Genomic DNA, 18,175 nt, shown 5'->3' on the forward strand with positions numbered 1-18,175 from the left:
AGCTTAGTAAACCTGACTTGTCAATTGCTTGACGGTTCGTTTCTTTTACCCAGTCAACTTTCTTATTTCTAAGAAGTTAACCGCTTCTTGTACTACTTGTCTGTTTATGTAAAATCTTTCAAAGAACTCTTTCTTTAGTTGCTTAGAGAAAGTGTATTTCTCAAAAGCGAGTGCAAAAGTACTAACTATTTTCCATTCCACCAAATTCTTCGGCAAAAAAGTTCGATAAATAGATATATTTTAACATTCATAAACATTTTGAGCTTTCAAAAATCCTTTTATACCTTATTATATATATATGAAATAGATTCAAAAATACAGTTTGGCAATTTCTACTTGCCATTCTCATGATCATTTTAGAGACAAAAGCGGTTTCTAGTCTGATAAAATGCACATAAAAGACAAAAGCTTTGCTCTTTTCAAGAATTATTTGTACTTTTGCACTCAAAAAATAAAATCAGAATAAGCCTATGTTACATATTGCAGAATATTTTCCAATAACTGACCCTACGTTGATATTCTTCGTAGTACTCCTCATCATTCTATTTGCCCCAATCATCATGGGTAAATTAAGAATTCCCCACATCATAGGAATGGTTTTGGCAGGAGTACTGGTCGGTAAATACGGACTCAATATCCTGGAACGAGACTCATCTTTCGAGCTGTTCGGAAAGGTGGGGCTTTATTACATCATGTTCCTAGCCGCCTTGGAAATGGACATGGAAGGCATGAAGAAGAACAAGATGAGACTACTCATTTATGGTCTTCTTACCTGTTTCGTGCCTTTTTTCCTTACGTTCGGCATGAGTATCTGGCTGCTTCATTATTCCTTCAGGGCTTCCATGCTTCTAAGTTGTATCATGGCATCCAACACCTTGATAGCCTATCCTATCGTGGCACGCTATGGATTGCAACAGAAGCCAAGCGTTACATTGAGTGTGGGTTCCAGTATGCTTTCACTTTTGATAGCCCTCATCATGCTGGCGGGTCTCGTAGCTTCATTTTCCAAGCACGACGGTATCCTTTTCTGGCTATTTTTCGCAGCCAAGTTTGCTGCATATTGCGGATTCATGATATTTCTGATTCCTAGACTAACGCGATGGTTTCTACGCAGATACAGCGATGCCGTAATGCAGTTTATCTTTGTGATGGCGATGCTTTTCATGAGTGCAGCCTTATCCCAGATGGTAGGTATCGAAGGTGTCTTCGGTGCCTTCTTTGCGGGTCTTATATTAAATAGGTATATCCCGCATGTATCTCCTTTGATGAACCGTCTGGAGTTTACGGGCAATGCACTCTTCATTCCTTACTTCCTGATAGGTGTGGGCATGCTCATCAACGTGGGACTGCTCTTCCAGGGCGGTCACATTCTGTGGGTCATCTTCTGCATTGTTTTCTTCGGAACCTTGGGAAAAGCCATCGCCGCCTATGCAGCCTGCTTCGGATTCCGGTTGCCGCTGTCATCGGGTCACATGATGTTCGGCTTGACTTCTGCCCATGCCGCCGGCAGTATCGCCATGGTGATGGTGGGTATGAATATCCTCGTAGGACCGAATACTTATCTGGTAAACGATGACATGCTGAATGGTGTGGTGATGATGATTCTCTGTACCTGCATCATCTCTTCGATGCTCACCGACTGGAGTTCCAGAAAGATTATCCTCCGCGACAAGGAACTACCAGATGCAGAAGATGACAAGAAAGCAAGCGATGAGAAGATTCTCATTCCTGTGAAATATCCGGAATATGCAGACAACCTGATGAGCCTTGCTTTCCTGGTAAGAAACCAGAAATTGAACAGAGGACTGGTTTGCCTGAACGTAGTGTATGATGACAAGGATATGCGATACAAGCAGGAACAGGGACGCCAGCTTCTTGACCATTGCAGCCAACTTGCGGCAGCCACAGACGTGATGACGCAGACGCAGGTTCGCATTGCAGCCAACATCGCCAACGGCATCAAGCATGCCTTCAACGAGTTCCAGTGTTCAGAAATCATTATCGGCATGCACATGCATCCTGAGGTTTCACCTAAATTCTGGGGAGAGTTCCACCAGAGTCTGTTCAACGGACTGAGCCGTCAGATTATCATGGCGCGCATCAAGCAACCGCTCAATACCCTGCGTCGCATAGAAGTGGCAGTACCATCCAGAGCCGAGTTCGAGCCAGGCTTCTACAGATGGGTAGAACGTCTTGCCCGACTGGCAGGCAATCTGGATTGCCGTATCCAATTCCACGGTCGCGAGGAAACCCTGGCACTCATCAATGAATATATCACCAACCGTCATCATGAAGTACGTGCCGACTACACTCTGATGAATCATTGGAACGAGATGCCTCGAATAGCTTCCCAGATAGCGGAAGACCACATGTTGGTGATTATCACAGCCCGTAAGGGAACTGTATCTCACAAGACAGCTCTCGAACGCTTACCGGAAGAAATCACCCGCTTCTTCCTGGGAACCAATCTGATGATTATCTTCCCAGACCAGCATGGAGACTCCTCTGGCAATAACCTGACATTTGCCGAACCTCAACATCAGGAGGAAATTAGTGCTTATGTCGCATTCAACCAATGGATAAAAAAGAGATTCAGAAAATAATCCAAGATTTTCCAACAATAATAAAGGTCGCCAAGATTATGGCGACCTTTATTGTTATCAAATAGTTTATTTCCTATTTTTATCGAACAGTTTATTTCCTATTCTTTTCAAATAGTTTATTTTGTATTCAAAACCAGTTTTCTGGCTTTCATCTTTTCGCCAGCTACCGAAAGTTCTATCTTTCCTGGCTTATTGCCTGCTCTCAATATCACGAGGGCAGAACCCTGGAAGAGATTGCGCTGAATGGTCTTCTCCAACTGGGTCTTTCCGATATGAAGCTCATCAGATGCAATGTTTCCATTATCCACCGCCACGATATTCGCATCGCCTTTCACGGTGAAAGTCAACTTGTCGAAAGCCTTGGCATCCTTCATGTTCAGCACTCTTCTGCCCTTCTTATCCACGGCATAGATGCGGACGTGCATCAGATCCTTACCATCAGCATGCCAGGTCTCCACATCCGGAACCAGCTTCAGAGCCACAGCCTCGCCCGTGGTCTCTATCTGATGGCGAGCCACCACCTTGCCGTTCTTCTTGGCCACAGCCACCAAAGTACCTGGAGCATAGGCGATGTTGTCCCACTTGATTCGGGCACGGAGCTTAGGGTCGTTGCTGTTCTTCTTCACTCCCAGGCTCTTGCCGTTGAGGAAGAGTTCCACCTCGTCGCCATTGGTATAGGTATAGAGCGAAACCTGCTCGCCTGCCTCACGGTTCCAGTTTTCAGAAAGCTTTCCGGCAGAAACATTGATGCCATTCCACTGGATGTTACCACCCGATTTCTCGATAACACCGATGTGAACGGTTGGCTCGTCAGTAAACATGCTCTTCACGAAATAAGCATCCGGCTTGGGCTGAAGAGAAAGGTCAAACACACCCTGGTTCCATCCCTTGACTGGCCATCCCATGCTCTCGCCCAGGTAATCGATGGCGCCCCAATAGGCAAGACCAATCACCTTGTCACGGTCCATCTCGTAGAAGTTAGGACCCATGGCAGCCACACTTGCCTCACTCTGATAGAAGGTTTTCTCCGGATAGCGCTTGCTGTCGCCAGGGAAGTACATGTAACGGTAGTTATATGAATTCACCTCTGTCTCTATTGCCAGGTCGGCTGGAATGGAATCCGTCTCCAGGTTGCGATAGCGTGGATGCATCGCCACGGTGGTGAGTCGGGTATCGTCATAACGGTGCAGCAACTCCTTCTGGAGCTTATAAGCCGTTACGCCCCAATCGTTGAAAGGCAGGTTGCTGTATTGCTGCAACTCATTTCCCAGGCTCCACATCACCACCGAAGGATGGTTTCTGTCTCGCTTCACCCACTCAGGAACATCCTTCTGCCAGAGACTCTCCCATTCCACTCTGCCACCGGCATACTGAGTAAGCCACTTGTCGTAAAGCTCATCCACCACCAGGATGCCATACTTATCGCAGAGTTTCAGGAAATCCTCGCTATATGGATTATGAGAGGTGCGGATATGGTTCATTCCGAATTCCTTCATCAGTTTCAGTCGCTTCTCGATGGCACGCGGATAGGCGGCAGCACCCAGGGCACCGAGGGTATGATGGTTGGCATAACCCTTGAGGAGAACCTTCTTGCCGTTCACCAGCAAGCCCTTCTGTGGGATGATTTCTATGGTGCGCACACCAAACGGCTCCTTTATCTGGTCGGCGATATTGCCCTCGTTGTCATAAAGCGTCACCTCGGCAGTATATAAATAAGGTGAATCCGGCGACCACAACTTGGCGTTTTCCAAAGAGATACTTGGCAATTCATACTCTCTGTCTCTCCATTTGGCATTGAAATGGATGTCGTTCTTCTGCTCAGCCACCACCTTGCCATCGGCATCGAGAATACGAACACCCACCGGCATCTTGGCAGCAGTCTGTCCCTTAGCCACCTTCTGCTGGTTGATGATTTCCACCTTGATCTTCACCTCCCTGTTGCCCTGTGTACGGATAAAGAGCGGATGGCGAGGGAAGAACAGGTCCTTATTGGTGACGATGAGATTGACATCACGATAGAGACCGGCACCCGTAAACCAGCGGGAGTTGCTTGGATTTTGTGTATCCGCCTTGACTGCGATTTCGTTCGTCTGTCCCCATTTCAAGAGTTTGCTCAGGTCGATATCGAAGCCCAGGTATCCATAGTCGGTACCACCGATTCGCTGACCGTTCAGATAGACATCGCCCACCAGCATGATGCCCTGGAAGTCGAGCACGATGCGCTTTCCCTTCCATTCATCCTTGGGAGTGAGTTCGTAGCGATACCAGCCGATGCCCATCTCCTTGAATCCACGGGAACTCAATCGGCTGCGCACATTGCTGCCCGCATCACTGTTATCTGGTCGCTCACTGGCATCTGGAGCCACCCAATCCTGTCCTATCAGGAAATCATGTGGCAGATTCACCACATCATCCCCGCTCTGGGTTGATTTCAACTCAGCTATGTTCTTCACATCTCCGCAATGGAACTGCCATCCCTGGTTGATGCTGATGGTATCGCGAACCGCTGCATCTGCCGGAAGGGTTCCCATCAAAGGCAAACCGCCCAGCAGCAACGAGGCGAAAAGTATTGTCTTTTTATTCATTCCAAATTCATTTAATATGAGATTTTGAACCAAAAAGAACTAATCATAAAGTTCAATGTTCAAAACTCAAAGTTCAAAGTACTAATTTCCGTCTGGCTTGGTTACATCCTGATTCACGGATGGATACCATACGAATTGATTGAAATCATCTGGCTGGGCAGGATTGAAGTCCTTCCAATCTGCACGGAGATACTTCACGATAGGCAGATTGAGCTGCTTCATACCCATTACCACCATCTTAGCCACCTCGTAGGCACCGTATGGATTGAAGTGGGTGTTATCCTCCAAAGCCTTAGTCTGGTTGGGATAAGTATTTGCCGGATAGTGAACCAGCGACTTCTTACTGTTCTCATACCCCAAGGTCTCGAAGAAAGTGCGGGTCATATCATGAAGTTCTATCACAGGCACGCCCTCTCGTTTCGCCACAGCTCGCATGGCATCAGGATAATCGCCATGAGTTTCCTGAATCTTGCTATGGGTAGCATCGTCAAAACGGCGGCGCTGGGTAGGAGTTACGAAGATGATGTTGCCACCTTTCTTGCGTACCTCGTCGATGAACTTCTTCAGATTGAAAGAGAAATTATACCAGGCACCACTGCCTGCATACTTCTCCTTCTGGTCGTTGTGTCCGAACTCACAGATCACATAGTCGCCCTTCTTCATCATCGCCAGCACCTTGTCCAGACGATAGGAAGCAAGGAAGGAACCGGCAGTCAATCCGCTTTCGGCATGGTTTGAGATAGCTACCTCCGGACCAAACCAGCGGGTCACCATCTGTCCCCAGGAAGCGTATGGCTCCGTAAACTGATCAACTACCGTAGAGTTGCCGCAAAGGAACAAGGTAGTGGTTTCGGCAGGAGCCGGTTCCACCTTGATGCTCTTTACTGCTGGGGCAGCACCCGTAAACTCCAGAGTCAACTTCTCGTCCCAGGTAAAGTAATCCTTCTCGCGAGGCTTGATCTTTACGTTCATCTTCGCATTGATATAAGGGCTGCGCTTGTTCACGATGAAGGAGTAAGTCTTGAACTCGCCTTTCCTGGTACTCACCTCGTCGAGCATCAAACGGCGGTTCTCAGCACGAACCACAGTCTTGCCCGCCTTCTTCTTGGACCCGAGCACCACGGTTACCTTATAGTTGCCATCCGCCACCTTCACGGAATAGAAGAAAGGCGCATTGCTCTTTGCCTTTGGAGCAGCCAAGATGTCATATCCCTGACCCTTCTCAGCGGAATAGACAGGCTGCGCCTTCAACATATCAATATCAAAAGTCTGGGCATTGGCGGCTACCGTAGAAGCCAGCGCCAGCAGACTGGTAAATAAAAAATTTCTTGTCTTCATTTTGATCCTTCTTTTAAGAACAATCTTATTCCAATGCTTTACTTCAGATACTTCGCCAAAGGACTCTTCATCTTCTTCAAGCCCTTAGCCACGCACTTGGCATTGTGCTGGGCACCCTTCAGACTGGTGTGGGTATGATCCTTCTTGTAATAAGCCTTCACCTTTTCCTTACCCATCTTATCATAAGAATCGGCAGCGATGTTGTGGAGGTCGAGGAAGGCAACGCCTGTCTCAGCCACGATTTCGCGATACCACTTGCCGTAGGTATCGTTTCGGCGCTCCATCTTTCCGTCAGGCCACTCGTTGCGAGGAGTCAGGGAAACGAGGATTGGGGTAGCACCTTTCTCACGAACATCCTGGATGAACTTCTTCAGATACCAGCCGAAGGAATAAACCACCTCATACTGCTTGCTTTCTTCCATCTGATAGACATGGCAGGTATCCTTGGCACAAGGAATGGAACCGCGCATCTTCTTGTCGGTCATAGAACAGATGTCGTTGTGTCCGAACTCGATGAGCACGTAGTCGCCCGGCTGAAGACTGTTGTATACCTTATCCCATCTTCCCTCGTTGAGATAAGAACGGGAACTGCGACCCGCCTTGGCTGCATTCACACAGGTAATCTTCTTAGGATTGAAGATGGTATAAGCCTGAGAGCCCCAGCCCCACATGCCGTCTTCGTCCTTATCGGCATTCTTCACGGTACTGTCTCCAGTGAAGAAGACGACCGGTTTGCCCGGTTCGCGCTTGAAATTCTCTACCGGCAAAGCCACATTGATCATCATCGCCTGCAAAGGAGCCAGACTTGGGTCCTTGCTCTCTGCCAGTCCCTCAGCAGCCGAACGGGCATTCATCATCGCACCGAAGCGGGAAGTGTGGATATGGTCGGTGAAGAAATGATATTTCTCCTTCCAATGACCATAGCTGTCGAGTTTGGCAGCCGATATCTCATTCAAATCAACGAAAGGAACGCCTTCCTGCTCAGCCACCTGCTTTGCCCACAATCCGAAGGTCTTGTTGACGCGGATAATCTTGTCGTTCTCATCGTAGGCATCACGTGGAGTCAGCGACATCAGGATAGGATGAGCACCCAGTGCCTTGCAGTCGTTGATATATTTGCGCATGTATTCGCCGTAGGTATAGACGGTCTCCTTCACGCCCGTCTCCTTGATGGTGACATTGAGCGAATCCTTGCCGATGCCAGGGATGCTGGCACGTGCTCTTCCGCTATCGTAAGGACCATTGTCGTTATGACCGATGGAGATGATTACCCAGTCGCCAGCCTTGATGCCCTTGCGCACATCCGGCCACAGACGGTTGTAGAAGGTACGGCTGCTCATGCCTCCGAGCGCCTGGTTCTCTACCGTAATCTTGTTGGCATCGAAGAACTCGTGCTCGTAGTATCCCCAGCCCCACTGACCGTTGTTACCATTACCCAGCGTACCATTGCGCATGGTAGAGTTACCTATCAGGAAGAGCACCGGGTTGTTGCCCTTGCGGCTGGTTCCCGGCTGGATTCGTGCGGTCATCGCCTTGTTCAGGCTATCTACGGTATTGTCGATAACTTTGTTGACATCTTCCATCGGTTTTGCCACCTGGGCAAAAGAAGCAGTTGTTGCCGCCATCAATGAAATGGCGAATAATATTCTTTTCATTAGCTACGTTTTTTTATCAAATTATGTTCGCAAGTACAGGAGTTAAAGAAGTTAAAGGAGTTATCACTCCCTACGGTCGTTCGGGAAGTTAAGAGACAATAGTCTTCTAGCTTAAAAGTTAGGACATTTGTCCCTTAACTTCCCTCTAACTTCCCTAACTTCCCTTAACTTCCCCACATGCGAAAGTTCAGTTATTTTATATACAAGAGAATTCTTCACTCTTCGTTCTTCATTCTTCACTTAATCCTTTCTGCATGATTGGGCAGATAATATCCCAGATGTGGTGGCTGGTTATAGCCTACATTCTGCCATGCCACTCCCATACGATAGATATGATCGTGCATCAGGGTTGGAACCCGATATTCTGTCGGAATATTGGTGGTGAAGATATTGAGATGCGATGCATCGCTCTTGTCCCAGTAGACAACTTCCTCTCGCCAGTCTCCGAAGAGGTCAGCCTGCAGATTCGGGGTCGCCTTCGACCAGTTGCAACTCACCGAGTTTCCCATCTCGAAGAGCTGTTTTCCATTGCTCAAAGGCAAAGCCACCGCCTCGCTGCCGTTCCATTTCTGGAGATAAGGAGGAAAATGAGGAGGACGACCGTTTGCCAGAAGTTCATCCTGCAAGTCACCATCCCAATAGATCCGGAAGTTCATTGCCGGCATTCTGGAAACAGCTCTGAAACTCGTTTTCTCATTACTTCTGAAATGATCAGCTTCATGATTCTTCTGAGAGGATAAAGATGTTTCTGCCGAAACAGGCTTACCCTTGATGTCTCTTACTACAGGAGCATCCGAACACCAATATTCATATCCCCGATGCTTGGCATCGATATCAGCAGCCACTCCTCTTCCGGTATCTTCCTTATCGAGTGTACGGAACAGGATTTCGCCTGTTCTCGCATCCCGCAGGTCAGAACCGTAAGGATATTCTTCGTGTACCATATAATATTCCAAGCCCGGACGGTCGGGATCCAGGTCAGCAAGATGCTGCGCATCGCCATGTCCCAATCCGGTAGAATACAACAAGGTTCCGTCAGGGTTGATGGCAGCCGAACCGTATGTGATTTCGTCACGTCCGTCTCCGTCCACATCGCCCACAGCCAGACTGTGCGCTCCCTGGGCATAGGCAGTTGCCTTACATCCATGAGCTTCCTTCAGCACCTTTCCGTCGGCATCGGTCACCTTCCAGTCGTTGGGAGTCAGCGAAGCATGGAGCCATTTGGTCTTGAGTTCCTTTCCGTCGAAATCTACCGCCCAGAGATAAGAGCGGGTATAATAGCCACGGCACATTACGGCACTCGGCTTCTTGTCGGCACCCTCCAGGAAAGCCACACCAGCCAGGTATCGCTCGCCACGGTTGCCATAGTTTGCCTTGTCGCCCCATACAGAAGAATAGGCAGGAAATCCGTTCTCCAGATGCTCCCCCTCTTCCACCTGGTTGCCAACGCCGAAGGCTCGGTTGGGCTGATACCAGATGGTATGCATCGCCTTTCCGGTTTCGCCATGGAAGACCGTCAGCAGTTCAGGACCGGTCATAATGCGACCTCTGGAATTGCGATAGTCGGCATGGTTGTCGATGGAGCGGATTCCGTCATCCGTAGCCGCATCGCTCACAAACCTGCCCCTGGCATCTACCGACCCAGCCGATGTCTTGCAGACCATTTCTGCCTTGCCATCGCCGTCGAAATCATAGACCAGGAACTGGGTATAGTGGGCACCGGCACGGATATTCTTACCCAGATTGATGCGCCAGAGTTGAGTTCCGTCGAGCTTGTAGCAGTCGAAGATGACCTCTCCCGTATAGCCGTCATGCGAATTGTCATGGGCATTGGTCGGGTCCCATTTCAGGACGATTTCGTATTCTCCGTCTCCGTCCACATCGCCCACGCTACAGTCGTTGGGGGTATATTCGTAGGATTTTCCATCGGGAGTGACACCGCCGGCAGGACGGTTGATGGGCAGGGAGCGATAGAGATCATTCCATGGCTTCACCGCCTTCGAAACTTCTCTTTCAGCCGGAGCATCCATCCTGGGTTCCTTCTGATAAGTGATGATTCGATAGCTGCTGGCAGCAGAACCTTTTCGGTCTGTATAATTGGTCAGCTTCACCTGATGGGCGATAATCTTTCCATCCCTTTCTATGTCGAAGCATACGCTCTTGCTGTCCGTACCCAGCAATCGCCAGCTGAGGAAGATTCCCTTGTCCTGGGCAGGCAAAGCCACCAGGCCACGGTCCAGCTTCTCCATCTGCGATACCGGAGTCGGCACTTGTGCATGGAGATGAGAGCAGGGAGCCATTGTCAGCGCCATACTCATCATCGGAAATAACATTTGTTTGATTTGCATGATGATAGTTGTTTATTATTTTGTATTTCTGCTACAAAAGTACGCATAATCCGGTTCATCTACCTGGTAAAAATATCCAAAGAAGCGGACAATCATACAATTCGTCTGTTATTTTCCCGTATGAGAAGAAAAAAGGCGATACCTTTCTGCCAGGAGAAAGATACCGCCCTTTGTCATATATGATTCTGTTCTATAGAGATATCCGATTAGTAACCAGGATTCTGCATCTTCTCCTTCTCCTCATTGCTCAGGGAAGCACCATTCGCATTGGTGATACCGTCGAGGAATGACTGAGGAATTGGACGATAATAATGCTTGGCTGGGTCGAACTTACCGATGCCACGCTGAGAACCATCGTTGAATGCATTCCAGCGAGCCTCCAAGGTCTTGGTACGTGCCAGGTCTTCCCAACGCTGGCTTTCACCAATCAGCTCACGGGTACGCTCATTCAGGAGGAAGCACATTATCTTCTCTGCCTCAGTGTTGCACTTCAAGGCTTCGTAGATAGGCTTGTCTGCCTCTGAGTTCAGAATATCATCAACACTGTTCAGATGCATTCTGCTCTTGGTTGCAGCGGTAGTTACAGGAATGTTGTTTGACTCGAAGTAAGTGTTCTCCTCTGTATAGATGGCACCCTCGGAAGAGAAACCGCCACCCTTGTTGGTGCAGACACTGTTCTTCTTGTAAGCCTGACCACCGTCACGGCTGATAGAGCGATCCTCACCCTCAGCATATCCGGCACGGTCGCGAACCATGTTGAGATACTTGATGGCATTGCTGTAGTCCTTCTTGCGGATATAAGCCTCGGCAACCATCAGCACATCGTCAGCAGAACGGGCAATGATGGCATCGCGGGTACCAAACTGAGAAGCGATAGAGTTGCGGGCTCCGTCACGGAACTTAGACAAGGCTACGCCACGGTTGTGTGGATAGATGGTATAGTAATTACCAGAGTGGGTAGTATTGTCCTTGGCTGTATTCCACTGGAATGGCTGACCGGCATAGTAGCGTACAAAGGTATGCTCTGGGCAGACCTTGCCATTCTTCAATACGAAATCCTCTGACTTAGACTCGTTGCCATCCTTGTCATGACCAGGAGTGAAACGGGTATCACCAGGATTGTTGACGATATACTTCAAACCAATCTGACCACCCACGAAGCGATGCTCGCCAGCTACATCCTCTGCAGTATATTCATCAGGATTCTTAGCCATGACTGCAGCATCCCACTTTGGAGCACCATTGGTATAGTTGCAGCCATACTTGGTGATGAATGACTTCCAGAAACGGGAGTCGTTCACGCGGTCGAATACCTGGATGGTATATTCTGTAGAGCTTACATAGCTGAACTCACGGTCGCCGGAAATATCACGCTTCATACCTGCCAAGTTCTGATATACAGATGGGAAGCAGAGGTGCATCTGGTTACCGAAACGGCCCCAGGAGTCGCTGTTGTCAGAGAACTGGGCAGCAAGTACCACCTCGCTCACCTTCTCATTGGCACCATCAGGCTCGGTGTAGTCCCAGAGTTCCTGGAAGTTGCTGCACAATGGATGCTTCTTGATTACCTCGTCGCCATACTTGATGACTGCAGCCAGGTCGGCATCCTTATACTGGGAGTTCCAGCTGTCGTGCAGTTCTGATGCACGGAACAGATGAGCCTTTGCCAGGAAGTGGGCTGCAGCCGACTTGGTGAGACGGCCCAGCTGCTTGTCCTCAGGTTCCTCAGGCAGCAGTTCGTATGCCTTCTCGAAGTCTGAGATGATCTGAGCGAAGCACTCCTCCTCAGAATTGCGGGTATAAGTATAATTGATTACACCATTGCTCGGTTCCAGCTTCAATGGCACGCCGCCATACTGCTTAACCAGCTCGAAGTAGGCATAGGCACGGAAGAAGTAGCCCTCGCCCAGACGAATGTTATACTTGGCGCTCTTCTGGTTGTAATACAGAGGCACGTTCTGAATCAGGATGTTGGCTGGTTCGATGGTGCCATACATATTGTCCCACAAAGGCTGGTTGGAAGCTGTCTCACCAGAGTTCAGACCCGTAGCATAATGGTTCCATGCTGCGATATCGTTGGCACCGCCGGTAAACTCGTCGATACCCATGTTATACATATTATATCCCCAGATATAGTTGAACTTGAACTTCAACTTCTGATAAGTACCTGTAGTCAGGTCGTTGATACCAGCCTCTGTCTTGAAGTAGGCAGTACCCTTCTCTGTAATCAGCTTCTCGTCGAGAAACGAGTCGCTGCATGATGTCATTGCTGTTCCCAATGTCGCTCCCAAGAGAAGAGAAGCGAATAATATCTTATTTGTTTTCATGATGAATGTCCTGTTTTTAGAATCCAATGTTTAATCCGATAACCCAACTCTTGATGGTTGTACCTGAACCGAAAGAGGCTGAGTTGTTGTCATAACTCAAGAGGTCGGTATCAAGCCACTTGCACTTCTTGTAGATAGTGAATGGGTTCATTGCCTGAACATAAACCTTGAGGTTGCTCATACCCAACTTGTTTGTAATATTCTTAGGGAAAGTATAACCCAGAGAGATGTTACGCATCTTGATGTATGAACCATCCTGATAGTTCATTGAGCCAGAATAAGCATCTGCTGCCTGACCGTTAGAACCAGGAGCATAATACTCAGCATCCTCGTTAACACCGGCAATCCAGTAGTCCAGATCACGCATTGCATACATACCGCCCAGAGTCTCTGCACCCTTGGTTACGGTAAACTTCCAGCGGGCATAGATGAAGCAGGACAACTCGAAGTTCTTGTAGCTGAAGGTGTTGTGCCAACCGCCTGACCAGCGTGGACGAACCTTACCTACAATCTGACGGTCGTTGGCGTCAATCTTGCCATCAGGATTTACATCCTTCACCTTGATCTGACCTGGCTTGCGACCGAACTTGGCTGCTTCTTCAGCCTCAGAGGTCTTCCAGATTCCATCATATACATAGTCGTAGTAAACGCCGATTTCCTCACCTACGAAGAGACGGTCGTTCACATTCTCCTTCACGCCATTGTTCAACTTATCCACACGGTTGCGGTCGATAGTCCAGGTAAGACTGGTATTCCATTCGAAATCCTTGGTCTTCACTGGGATGGCATTCAACTGCAGGTCAACACCCCAGCCGGAAGTCTCACCTACGTTGGCAAATGTGCTGGTATAACCGGTGAGCGATGGGATGGTGGTAGCCAGAATCAGGTCGGTAGTCTTGTTGTGATAGTAGTCAACGCTACCGCTGATACGGTTGTTGATGAAACCGAAGTCGAGACCGATGTTCCACTGCTTGGTTCTCTCCCAACCGAGGTCGATGTTCGCCATCTTGTTAGGATTCTTGGCAGAAGCATCTGATGGCAGATAACCTACGGATGTTGTTGCTCCCCAGGTATATACGTTGCTCTGAACAGCACCCTGAGTAGCATAAGGATCAACTGCATAGTTACCAGAGATACCATAACCCAGACGGAGTTTCAGGTTGCTCACCCAGTCAGCCTTCTGCATGAACTTCTCCTGGTCGATGCGCCAACCGAGCGCTACGGATGGGAAGGAAGCCCACTTATGACCGTCAGCCAACTGAGAAGCACCATCGGTACGTACACTGGCTGTCAACATATACTTATCTGCATAGGTATAGTTCACACGAGCCATGTAGGAAGCCAACTGGCTTTCTGTCAGACCGGTTGTATACTGCAATGGCTTGCTCAGAGAGCTGGTGTTCCACCACAACTCATCGGCACTTGCCACGTTAGACTTGATGTTGCCGTTCTCATAGTGATACTTGGAAGCACTCTGCAAGAGGGTCAAGCCGATGCGATGGTTCTTGGCAATGGTCTTGTTGTAGTAAATCAGGTTATCGAGTGTCCAAGCCACTTTATTAGAAGGGTTGTACTGAGCCACGTTGTTGCCGTCGCCGTTGATACCGTCAGCAGCATTGGCGATGCCCAGACGATAGTACTGCAGTTCAGGACCAAACTGGATGCGGTACTGCAAGCCCTCCAATGGCTCCCATATCTTGCCAAAGTCTACCTGAGCGTAGGCGCTGCCGTTGATGCGGAAGTTGGTACGCTTGTTGGTATTGTATTTCAACTCATCGATTGGGTTGATGATGTTCACGTTGTAAGCCCATGGGTTGCGGATATAATTGCCCTCAGAATCGTAAGGCACGGTCCATGGAATCATGGTATTCAAGGCATTATAGTAATCGCCCGCACCGGTTACTGACTTGCTGTAGTTGTAACCGTAGTTCTGGGTTCCGTATGAAGCATTCATGGTGAAGCCCAATGTCAATGGAGCTACTGGTCTAGCCTCGAAAGATGTATTCAGGGTGAAGCGCTGATAGCTCTGACCTGGCTGAGTGCCCTTCTGGTTCAAGTAACCGAAGGAACCATAGCCCTTGAACTTATCTGTACCGCCCGAAGCGCTGATAGTATGCTCGTGGGTTACGCCGGTCTGCTTACCCTGTGAAGCCCAGTCGTAAGAACCGACGAGCTCTGGATGATAAGTTCCGTTCACCCAAGCCTGATCAATATTTGCCCAGCTGGCTGGTTCACCGCCAAAGAGCTTCTGGTCGCTGGCATAATCAGGAGCAAAATCTGCCTTAGGATCACCATAGCCACCATAGTTGTATGCTGCACGGCGGGCATAGTCTATCCACTGTGTGGCATTCATCATCTTGGTTACGTCGTGGAGAGTTGAGAAGGTAACGGTACCTGCATAGTTCAGGGTCACCTTGCCTTCCTTACCTCTCTTGGTGGTTACGAGTACCACACCATTGGCACCACGTGCACCATAGATAGCGGTAGCAGAAGCATCCTTCAATACCTCGATGCTCTCGATATCCTGAGGGTTGATATTATCGATACCACCGTTCTGGATAATCATACCGTCTACTACATAGAGCGGAGTACTTTGGGCACCGATGGAGCGCTGACCACGGATGGTGATGCTACCTACTGTACCAGGGCGCTGGGAGTTGGTGATATCCACACCGGCAGTCTTACCCTGCATACCCTCCAGGGCATCCTTTACAGGCATCGCTGTCAGGTCCTTTGAATCCAGGTGAGCTAAGGCTCCGGTCACATCGCTCTTGCGCTGTACACCATAACCTACTACTACAACTTCATCCAAAGCCTTGTTATCTTCCAGCAATGTTACCTTCAGATCGCTCTTTCCGGCAACGCTTATCTTTTGGGCAATATAGCCGATATATGAGATTTCCACAGTAGCATTCTTTGGCACGTTGGTCAAAGTAAAGTTACCGTCAAGATCAGTTACGGCACCTGTGGTTGTGCCTACTACCTTAACACTGGCGCCAATGACTGGCTCGCCCAGGTTATCTACAACTGTACCTTTTACTGTTTTAGCTTGCTGTACTACATTTGTAGCCGCATTCACTTGAGTTGCTCCTACAGGGGAGAACATCAATGCTGAGCAAAAAAGAGTAACAGGCAAAACAGACTCTTTAAAAAATAGTTTGTTGTCCATGTCTTATTACGTTTTTTGGTTTATTTGTTATTATTTCGATCGCAAAAGTACACTAATTCTTGCCAACAATACTTAATATTTTGGCTATTCACCCTTATTATTTGACATTTATTAGTTTTTTTGCCATTTTCGTTCATGTTCAAGCTTCGGAAGGGAGGGAGGAAGGGGAGTTAAAGGAGTGTTCAGGAGTTAACTCCTTAACTTCTGAACCTGCGAAACTTCTATATATATAAATAAGGTGTACCCCCCGCTAGATGATGGTAATCCAGACGGATTCATCCTTTCCCCTCGCTTCGCCGATGCGCTTCTTCAGGCGATGCAGCCAGATGCGGGAGTTCACCACCATGCCCTTCTGCCTGTTCTCGCCCACCAGGATGCAGCCCTGGGTATCGTCGGGATAGTTGCCGGCATGGATGCGGATGCCCTCAAAATCGGGCACACCCTGAAGATACGGCAACCACTCCTTGAACCGTGGCGATAGAGTAACGAGCAGAGGATAGGTGCCTTCGGGGATGGCGGTATGTCCCTTCATCTTCTGCGCCTTCTTGCCCGATACCCTGCCCAGGCGCACGTTCTCCTCCTCAGGCTGCAGTTCCACGCCCTTCAGATTGCGCCACGTCGGCTCCAGGGTATCGCAGAAATATCGCTCCTGCGTCAGTTTGCCGGCATCTATCTTATGCTCGAACCAACGCTTCAACTGTGGGTTCTTCCATGAAGAGTGAACCACTCTCTCTACCTCCTCATCCTTCAGGATATAGAGGCGACCAATGGTATAGCTGTTCTTTTTAGCTATACGCTTCAATACAATTTCCATAAATTTCAATTAATTAAAGTTTAGGAATCAAGCTCCTGACCGTCATGACGGTATTTGAGCTTCTTAAAACTGTAACTTCTGTAACCGTAACCGTTTTTGCCGTCCTCAGATTCCATGCGCACGATATACTTGCGATAAATCCATTGCTTGATGACGTTCTTGCAGCCCTGCGCTTTCAGTCCGTGTTCCAGACGGATGGCTTCCAGCTGCGGTTCGGTGAAGACAACGGGCAGAAGCTGCAGGATATTCTCCGGTCCACGCTTCGAACTCTTCTCTGCAGTGCTCGCCTCCTTGGCTATCATATCCCCGAAGAAACGCATCTTGCAGTAGAGGTCGTAGCGCTCGCTCCAGCGGATGAAATCATCCATCTCCGGCTCCCATCTGTAGCCGTTTGCCACATAGAGCACGCACGCCTTCAGATAAGCGATGACGTTGGCACGGAACGAGAAATTCTCGAAGATGCGGTTCTGCGAGGTACGGGAAAACTCGGCATTCTCGTTCTTCAATACCTCGGCAAGCCGATACGCCTCTTCGCATTCCACCAGCCCCGTTGCCATACAGAGATTTTCGATGTAGGGCTTCAGGGCTTTTCTGAATTCATCATCGTAGGTTCCATATACCGGGATGTCCTCACCGATATCACGCTCCGGAATGGTACTGAAATTGATACGGCTCAGCGGACCGTCGGTCAATACCTTGGAGAAATAGCGCTGCCCCTTGTCAATAGTGGTGGAAGCATTCCAGTTGAAACGGATGGTGACACGCTCGGTTACGCTCTGGGTTCCCACACGAGTCTGACCATATTGATTATCTGGGTCGAAAGCGAGACACATGATGCGGAACTGCTGATTGCCGATACCCTTCAAAGCATCAAACTGGTCAATCTCATTGAGCGAAGTATAAAGAAAATGTTCCTTTGCTTCAGCTGTACGCATCACGAAGGCAGGGTTGGTCATGTCGGCATCAATCTCCTGTATGATGAGGTTTTCGGGGCGCTTGCGTTTGTCCTTGTTGGCGCCCTTGCGCATCATTTCGTCCTTCCATTCCTTCTCACGTTTCAGGTTTTCAGCATCTCTTTTGCGGATATCCTCCATGATGAAATCGATGGGTTTCTGCACGCAGCTCTTTCCTGCTCCTGTGCCGGCAAGCAGCACGCTGGATAGGGTTGCCTCATGCTCCACATTATCAATATATCTGAATCTCGTCTGCCACAGATGGGTGGCGAGAGGAGGAAAGATGGCGCAAGCCACGGCAGGCTGATAGATCTCCGGTGTCTTGGAAATCGTAAGCGGCTCCGCGTTTATACCATTGTAGTCTTCTCTTTTGTTCGTACCTT

The 18,175-nt window shown here is 48.9% G+C and carries 8 protein-coding genes and 1 pseudogene; 1 reads left to right on the plus strand and 8 read right to left on the minus strand.

Annotation, left to right across the window (positions count from 1 at the left end; translation table 11 throughout):
* Nucleotides 1-470 precede the first annotated feature (470 nt).
* Nucleotides 471-2,603, plus strand: coding sequence for a cation:proton antiporter (locus F7D73_RS08530; RefSeq protein ID WP_153123876.1), 2,133 nt, complete (start codon nt 471-473; stop codon nt 2,601-2,603).
* Between the two features lie 116 nt (nt 2,604-2,719).
* Here the strand turns inward: F7D73_RS08530 and F7D73_RS08535 are convergent, their stop codons facing one another.
* The 8 genes and pseudogenes from F7D73_RS08535 to F7D73_RS16050 all read right to left on the minus strand — a co-directional run.
* Nucleotides 2,720-5,188, minus strand: coding sequence for a glycoside hydrolase family 2 TIM barrel-domain containing protein (locus tag F7D73_RS08535; RefSeq protein ID WP_153123878.1), 2,469 nt, complete (start codon nt 5,186-5,188; stop codon nt 2,720-2,722).
* Nucleotides 5,189-5,269: 81 nt separating this feature from the next.
* Nucleotides 5,270-6,526: a rhamnogalacturonan acetylesterase gene (locus F7D73_RS08540; RefSeq protein ID WP_153123880.1), complete on the minus strand. Its 1,257-nt coding sequence runs from the start codon at nt 6,524-6,526 to the stop codon at nt 5,270-5,272.
* Nucleotides 6,527-6,564: 38 nt separating this feature from the next.
* Nucleotides 6,565-8,181 carry a rhamnogalacturonan acetylesterase gene (locus tag F7D73_RS08545; RefSeq protein ID WP_437182309.1) on the minus strand — a complete coding sequence of 539 codons (1,617 nt, stop codon included), beginning with the start codon at nt 8,179-8,181 and terminating at the stop codon, nt 6,565-6,567.
* Between the two features lie 236 nt (nt 8,182-8,417).
* Nucleotides 8,418-10,529, minus strand: a complete 2,112-nt coding sequence (locus F7D73_RS08550; protein WP_228117682.1) for a rhamnogalacturonan lyase — start codon at nt 10,527-10,529, stop codon at nt 8,418-8,420.
* A 206-nt stretch (nt 10,530-10,735) separates the two neighbouring features.
* On the minus strand, nt 10,736-12,856 hold the full coding sequence (locus F7D73_RS08555; RefSeq protein WP_153123882.1) for a RagB/SusD family nutrient uptake outer membrane protein: 2,121 nt from the start codon (nt 12,854-12,856) through the stop codon (nt 10,736-10,738).
* Between the two features lie 16 nt (nt 12,857-12,872).
* Nucleotides 12,873-15,962, minus strand: coding sequence for a SusC/RagA family TonB-linked outer membrane protein (locus F7D73_RS08560; RefSeq protein WP_153123889.1), 3,090 nt, complete (start codon nt 15,960-15,962; stop codon nt 12,873-12,875).
* 313 nt (nt 15,963-16,275) lie between these two features.
* On the minus strand, nt 16,276-16,839 hold the full coding sequence (locus tag F7D73_RS08565; RefSeq protein WP_153123883.1) for a DUF5675 family protein: 564 nt from the start codon (nt 16,837-16,839) through the stop codon (nt 16,276-16,278).
* A 20-nt stretch (nt 16,840-16,859) separates the two neighbouring features.
* Nucleotides 16,860-18,175, minus strand: a pseudogene (locus tag F7D73_RS16050) (hypothetical protein); the annotation flags it as partial.

The sequence above is a fragment of the Segatella copri genome (assembly GCF_009494395.1).
Taxonomy (GTDB): Bacteria; Bacteroidota; Bacteroidia; order Bacteroidales; family Bacteroidaceae; genus Prevotella.